We start from the raw sequence: 6,716 nt of genomic DNA, 5'->3' as shown, positions 1-6,716 counted from the left end.
GATAATTGATAATGGATAATTGATAATTACCTCTGGTTAAAACTGAGAGGATTGAATATCAGGAAATATAATTTCTTTTTTCCCCTATCCAAGGGGATGCTTTAAACCAGAATCATTTAATAATTAATAATTGGGTAAAAAGCAGGAAAAAAGAAAGCTTAAATTCCTTATAGAACCCATTTGGTATCTCTACCAAAATTCAATTAACTTTTTAGCAGGAGTGACCCTTACGAGAAAAAGGTTGAAAAATATTTCAATATACCTCATCTCCCCTACTCCCCTACTCTCCTTGTTCTTCCTTTTCGGAAACTGCTTTCAGAACCCTACTTACAGTAGCTGGAACCTCATTAATACCAGTAGCAAGCTGAGTAGGTACAGCATTCAATGTACCAGCCAACTTACTAGCGATACTATTAATAGAACCAGCAATTTGAGCAATTAACTCCTCCTTAGAAGGTAGATCGGCGATCGCTTTAACTTGATCTTGAGTCAGCACTCGCCCTTCCATGACGCCACCCTTAAATTCTGTTTTCTTGGTGGCTTTTTGGAAGTCTTGGTATGCCTTAATGGCACCGCCAATATCATCCTTCAAGAAAAGGAAAGCATTAGAACCTGCAAGTAACTGTTCCATAGGTTGCCAGTTACTATCTTCTTTAACGGCAATTCCCATCAAAGTATTTTTAGTAACTGAACAAACGCTACCTGTAGGTATTAGTCTCCTGCGGAGATCTGTAATCTCAGCAACAGATAATCCTTGATAATTAATCACCAGGGTTAGTTGACTTTCACTCAAGTTTTGCTTGATATCTGCCAACATTTCCTGTTTTTGTTCTTTAGTTTTGCCCATATTTATCACCTGCTTTATAAAACTGATACAATTTGTCACATAATCTGACAAATTGATGTTTACTTCCTGCTGTACGGACGTTGCATGCAACGTCCGTACGAGGCCGTAGACGGTTGCTCATCCACAGGCATTGACGGTCAAGCCCACCGCATTTATCAGATTCAAGCTCCTTGACAAATCAAAAGCCCCGGCAGATTTTGGTATCTGCCAGGGCTAAGAATTATAAAATCCAAATCAAGCAATTAAATTAGGGTCTTTTACAAAACCCTCTATTGTTGTCTTTGAATAATTAACTCTTGAACCTCGGCAGGAAATTAAGCTATTAGCACCTACTGTCTTCAGCTCTTTGATTTTGATTATTTAGCTTGAAAAATCTCAATAAATTGAAATTAAGCTGCTTCCGTTAATTTTAGATCCCGCAAACTATTAACTTCAATTTCTATTGAAGGCCCCATTGTTGATGATATAAATACACTACGCCAGTAGCGACCTTTAGCACCAGAAGGACGGTTGCGGTCAATACACTCTTGTAGAGCTTTTAAGTTTATCAGTAAATCTTCTGCTGAAAAAGAAGCTTTACCAAACATAACATGAACAATACCAGTTCGGTCTGCCCTAAATTCTAACTTACCTGCTTTAAATTCGTCAATTGCTTGTGCCAGGTCAAAAGTTACAGTACCGCCTTTCGGGGATGGCATTAAACCTCTCGGTCCGAGTAAACGACCTAGTTTTGCTACTTGAGGCATCACATCAGGTGTAGCGATTAACCTGTCAAAATCCATCATACCTTTACTAATTTGTTCAATTAGCTCTTCTGAACCTGCTAAGTCTGCTCCTGCTGATAGAGCTTCGTTAACTTTCTCACCCTTAGCAATGACGGCAATTCTAATTGTTTGACCTGTTCCCTTCGGCAAGGCTACTGTAGTTCGTAGTTGTTGATCTGTATATTTAGGATCGATTCCTAAACGAATATGAGCTTCTGCTGCTTCTGGAAATTTTGCTGTAGCTGTTTCTTTTAAAAGTTGAAGTGCCTCTTCTGGTTCATAAGCTCGCTCTTCTACTTTTTTTCTTAGTTCTTCTAATCTACGAGAGACTTTTTTTGGCATTTAATCCTCCTGGGGTACCTAACGAAGCTCTGCTTCTCCCCCTATATTTTTTACTTTCAGTTTGACTTTTATTAGAAATTGAATTAATAGTTCATAAAAATATGGTCAAATATGACATATCCTTAATTAATTTTGCAGGTATTACTCTGACTGGGTGAATTACACACCCTCTATCCCATGGTCAAAGAGATTAAAGTTTTAATTCTGACTCTGCTGATTAATTCTCAAATTATTTGCATATATAAGGGAAGTGCCTTTTTGGAGTCTTTAATAAACTACCAGTTCAAGACTCTAAAATTCTCATCCAGGTTAGTATAAAGAGCATACTAAAGATTAAAAAATTGCTCCCCTACTCCTCTACTCCCTAACTCCCCTACTACTTAATCAGCGATCGTAATACCCATATTTCTTGCTGTACCTGCCACAATTTTCATTGCAGCTTCAATGTCATTAGCATTGAGGTCTGGCATTTTTGTTTGGGCAATTTCTTGGAGTTGAGCCTGTGTAATAGAGCCTACCTTTGTCTTATGTGGTTCACTAGAACCACGATCTACCCCTGCTGCTTTTTTAATTAAAACTGCTGCAGGTGGAGTCTTCAGAACAAAAGTAAAACTACGGTCTTCATAAACTGAGATTTCTACTGGTACTACTGTACCCGCTTGGTCTGCAGTTTTGGCGTTATACTCCTTACAAAACGCCATAATATTCACACCATGCTGACCTAGAGCTGGACCAATAGGCGGAGAAGGGTTAGCCTTTCCTGCCGTAATAGCCAACTTAATCAGCGCCACGACTTTTTTTGCCATTAGTTATGTTTTTCTACCTGATTAAACTCTAATTCTACAGGCGTATCGCGTCCAAAAATGGATAATAGCGCCTTCAATTTACTTCTTTCTGGACTTACCTCAATTACATCACCTTCAAAGTCTTTAAATGGCCCTGAAAGTACCGTAATATGGTCTCCTTCTGCCACTGTTACTTTTAGCATAGGCTCTTGCTCTTGAGCTCGCTTAAAGATCCTCTCTACTTCTGAAGGACTTAGAGGTAATGGTTTAACATGACCGCGACCCCTTCCATAGCGACGCTTTTGTTCAGCCCCTACAAAGTTAATCACATTTGGGGTACTTTTGACAACCTGCCATGCTTCGTCATCAATTCTCCATTCTTTTGGTTCCTCATGCCAATTTAGCTTCATTTGTACTAATACATAGCCAGGAAAAACTTTTTCTTCACTATGTTGACGACTACCATCTTTACGAAGCCTAATTGCAGGTATATGAGGAATCTCTATTTTCAATATTTTATCTGTAACATCAAGAGTTTGAATCCGCTGAGATAAATTAGCTTTAACCCGTTTTTCACAGCCAGAGGCAACTTGTACTGCATACCACCGCAGCTCTCCTTTTTTAAACTCTTTAGTTTCTTCTCCTCCTTGTTCTGATTGTTTTGTCTCTTGTGTTTCTTCTGAATATAAATTCATCCAAACACCACCCCGGCTGCCCAACTAAAGAACTCATCTACTAGGTAAATGATTGTTGCTGAGAGAATAACCATCAATAGTACAGCAACAGACTCACTTATAAGTTGTTCTCTGCTTGGCCATACTACTTTATCTAGTTCTCCTTTTGTTTCTTGGAAAAAAGTTACAGGACTAAAACCTTCCTTATTTTCTTGTACTTTTATATCCTCTTTTTTGGCCACAATAATTACTTTCTCCCCTTAGTTTGTGATGTTATGTCATCACTCATGCTTATGCTATAACGGTAGCTCTCTCAACCTCATAGTTCAGGCTTTGCTGCTTAAAAAGCCATCGACTAATCAAGGCTCTACAAGAAGCAAAAATAAAACCCACAGAAACTCTTTCCACCGGGTTAAAGTTTCATTAGATACTCAAGGACGAATGTGCTAGTCTTAAGTTTTCCAACCCGTCCATTTGAAAGTTTCTGAGTGTTTCCCAGCAATAAACTTAGTTAGTTGCTACAAAATCAAAGATTAAAAGTCCCGTTATGCTTTAGATAGCACCAGCCTCGAAGGCCGAACCTCTTTCCGTTCTGAATGATTGCTTCAAAGACTGCAATTCTCAGCCCAACAACCTTATTTATACTAGCAAATTTCAGGTATAAATGCAACATTGATTTATGTTGACCAATTCGCTCTTTTGTTCTCTCCTTTCGAAGCCAAGACGATTATTCTACCAATGTTTTGATTAATCTTTGGGTCAGGGAAACTTATTTGAAATAGAGAGTCCCTTAGCAGAAGATTAAGTTTTGTTCCAGTCACCTCAGCATCTTAGAGGAAAGGAAAAAGTATTTTTAACTTAGTGATTCAGCGCGCCCTGGAGGACTCGAACCCCCGACATCAGGTTTTGGAGACCTGCGTTCTACCAACTGAACTAAGAGCGCATAGTTGAGGTATTAGATTTTATCTAATCTACCTCGACAACTTTTGTTAGTATAACATAACTTTTGATCAAGTAGGAGAGAATTTTTGAGATTCTTTTTGACACTATAAAGGACGATCGAATCTTTGCTTAACACGAGTGGCCTTACCAACACGATCTCTCAAGTAATAGAGTTTAGCTCTACGCACTTTACCGCGACGGATCAATTTAATACTAGCAATCCTAGGAGAATGGAGTAAAAATACCCGTTCTACCCCGACACCTTGAAAAACACGACGGACTGTAATAGTTTCGTTTATACCTCCATTCCGCATGGAAATAATCGTACCTTCGTAGGGTTGGACTCGTTCTTTTCCTCCTTCTATAATTTTGACTCCGATTTTTACAGTGTCACCTACATAAAGTTGGGGAATATTCTTTTTCGAGCCTTGCTTAAACTTTTCTATTTCTTCAGCTTCAATCGAGGAAATTATTTCTTGGGCTTTCATCATACTTATTAAAACTCACAATCTATTATTATATATCATTGACTATGAGCATGGCAAGAAATTGACACAATAACTATATATTGTTAGAACTTTACCGAAAAATAAAGTTATAAAGCCTATCACTCGCCGTGGAGAAACAAAAAAAATTTTCCTTTTATTCAATCCTCTCCCTAAAAGGAAAAGGTAATTATCAATTATCCATTATTGAAAGTGTTTTTCAGTTTAGTAGACCACAAAATTTATCAAAATAATTGGGTCGTCCAACCCTCCCTTTTAAGGCGAAATGTTTTTGGAGGGTTGCTCACCCATCCCCATCACAAAAAAACTTCTAACTTTTGACTTCGTTAGAATCTAATCCCCACTACTACCGAATCTACTTGATCGCTCAACTGTCTTAATATATTGTGAAGGCAATATGTCCCAAAAATCCTGGGCAAATTCAGTTGAAGAAGAGTAAAATTGGTCAAAATGGGACATTATTCATCTCTGTAGGCATTTGCATGATGGCAGTTAGTTCAACATTGATGGCCTGTAGACAGAGGAGTGCGGAGACTTCTAGGATGAAGCAATAAAGTATTGTGAGCTTCAGATTAGCAAATATGGAACGAAAAATGAATACTCAACCTTCAAATCAGGGAGCCGAAACTCCTCAATCAGCAGAAGAAGTCCTGAAGTTAGTGATTCAAGACTTGGATAGTTTTCGTCAAAATTTGACAAATCAGTTAGGCCAAGATGTAAACAGATTAAGAGTAGAGAAAGAACAGCTTAATGAGGATGTAAATAGATTACGGAAACAATATGAACAGTTACAATCTCAACAACTAGAATCTCTGTCTCAGCGACAAATAGCCCAGCAACAATTATGGCTCAAACAACTCGCCCAAGTTATGGCCAATAATTTACAACAACAATTAGGCCAGAAAATTAGAGAGTTAAGGGAGAATGTTGACCCAGGATTACAACCAGGTGGTTTTCCAGTAGGAGAATTATCAGGATTACAACCAGGTGGTTTTCCAGTAGGAGAATTATCAGGATTACAACCAGGTGGTTTTCCAGGTGGAGAATTATCAATGAATAATCCTCCAGATAGCTATTATGAATCTGCTAATGAGTTGGGATATTCCTTGTCTGATGCTTTGAGCAGAACATTTGATACCCTAAAACAGGAGTTGGACAGTTACGAAAGTGACCTTTCTGTACGACTAAATAATATGCGTGGTATGGAGCAGCAGTGTGAGGTCATTCTAGAAACTTTGGTCAGTCGCCTTCAAACACAACTGGAAAACAATGATGTAGTTTCATCTGGAACTTATCAAAATGCTCAGTCTGGGTTGAGGAAATCAGTCAATACTACTTCTGCAGAAACATCAACTCCTGTTGAGTCACCTGTTGAGTCTCCAGAAAAACAGACTATATCTAAACCCGAATCTAGTGCTAAACCTCAAAAGTCTGCTTCTCAAGTTCAGGTTGGTTTAATTTTGGCTCTACTTTCAGCAGCAGCGTTATCTTTATTTAATGTTTGTATCAAGATTATTTTTAATACACCACCACAACCACATCAAATTTTTGGTGGTTTATTTTCAATGTCAGGATTAGTTAATCCTAATTTTGGTAATTCTTTATTAATTTTATTACTACGACTGATAGTAGTAATGTTATTAATGCCGATAGTAGCAACATTTCTCTATCCTGCTGTTTGGAGTGATATTGAACGTTTTATTAAATCTAAAGATTTTTCTTTATGGTGGAAGGTTATTGGTAGTGCTTTCTTTTTGTTTTTATCCCAGGTATTAATATATATTTCTATTGGTAATATACCTACTGGTATTGCCATTACAATTTTCTTTATTTATCCAATTATTACTGTTTTATTA

General features: G+C 37.7%; 7 protein-coding genes, 1 tRNA gene and 1 other annotated feature. Of the genes, 1 reads left to right on the top strand and 7 read right to left on the bottom strand.

Annotated elements, in window-relative coordinates:
• Positions 1–280 precede the first annotated feature (280 nt).
• The 7 genes from rplJ to rplS all read right to left on the bottom strand — a co-directional run bounded on the left by rplJ (position 281) and on the right by rplS (position 4,842).
• Positions 281–847 carry a 50S ribosomal protein L10 gene (gene rplJ, locus AFK68_RS16660; protein WP_094673752.1) on the bottom strand — a complete coding sequence of 189 codons (567 nt, stop codon included), beginning with the start codon at positions 845–847 and terminating at the stop codon, positions 281–283.
• 170 nt (positions 848–1,017) lie between these two features.
• Positions 1,018–1,207, bottom strand: a sequence feature (ribosomal protein L10 leader region).
• Between the two features lie 29 nt (positions 1,208–1,236).
• Positions 1,237–1,953: a 50S ribosomal protein L1 gene (gene rplA, locus AFK68_RS16655; RefSeq protein ID WP_094673751.1), complete on the bottom strand. Its 717-nt coding sequence runs from the start codon at positions 1,951–1,953 to the stop codon at positions 1,237–1,239.
• Positions 1,954–2,333: 380 nt separating this feature from the next.
• The gene (gene rplK / locus AFK68_RS16650) at positions 2,334–2,759 is read right to left on the bottom strand and encodes a 50S ribosomal protein L11 (protein ID WP_094673750.1); all 426 of its coding nucleotides are present in this window, start codon (positions 2,757–2,759) and stop codon (positions 2,334–2,336) included.
• Entirely contained in the window at positions 2,759–3,433 is a 675-nt protein-coding gene (gene nusG / locus AFK68_RS16645) for a transcription termination/antitermination protein NusG (protein ID WP_094673749.1), read from the bottom strand. Before nusG ends, rplK begins: the two co-directional genes overlap by 1 nt.
• On the bottom strand, positions 3,430–3,654 hold the full coding sequence (gene secE, locus AFK68_RS16640; protein WP_094673748.1) for a preprotein translocase subunit SecE: 225 nt from the start codon (positions 3,652–3,654) through the stop codon (positions 3,430–3,432). Before secE ends, nusG begins: the two co-directional genes overlap by 4 nt.
• Before the next feature lie 628 nt (positions 3,655–4,282).
• Positions 4,283–4,355, bottom strand: a tRNA-Trp gene (locus tag AFK68_RS16635).
• A gap of 103 nt (positions 4,356–4,458) precedes the next feature.
• Positions 4,459–4,842 (bottom strand): 50S ribosomal protein L19, encoded by a 384-nt coding sequence (gene rplS, locus AFK68_RS16630; RefSeq protein WP_094673753.1) that lies wholly within the window; start codon positions 4,840–4,842, stop codon positions 4,459–4,461.
• Between the two features lie 599 nt (positions 4,843–5,441).
• Here rplS and AFK68_RS16625 point away from each other — a divergent pair.
• On the top strand, positions 5,442–6,716 hold a 1,275-nt coding region (locus AFK68_RS16625; protein ID WP_143437951.1), incomplete at its 3' end, for a hypothetical protein.

Origin of the sequence: Hydrocoleum sp. CS-953 (assembly GCF_002260545.1) — a bacterium.
Taxonomy (GTDB): Bacteria; Cyanobacteriota; Cyanobacteriia; order Cyanobacteriales; family Microcoleaceae; genus Trichodesmium.
This window is presented reverse-complemented; position numbering and strand designations above follow the sequence as displayed.

Bases quoted from the DNA above. Each gene is read 5' to 3' on its own strand.
- rplJ (WP_094673752.1), bottom strand. From the start codon at position 847: ATGGGCAAAACTAAAGAACAAAAACAGGAAATGTTGGCAGATATCAAG.
- rplA (WP_094673751.1), bottom strand. From the start codon at position 1,953: ATGCCAAAAAAAGTCTCTCGTAGATTAGAAGAACTAAGAAAAAAAGTA.
- rplK (WP_094673750.1), bottom strand. From the start codon at position 2,759: ATGGCAAAAAAAGTCGTGGCGCTGATTAAGTTGGCTATTACGGCAGGA.
- nusG (WP_094673749.1), bottom strand. From the start codon at position 3,433: ATGAATTTATATTCAGAAGAAACACAAGAGACAAAACAATCAGAACAA.
- rplS (WP_094673753.1), bottom strand. From the start codon at position 4,842: ATGAAAGCCCAAGAAATAATTTCCTCGATTGAAGCTGAAGAAATAGAA.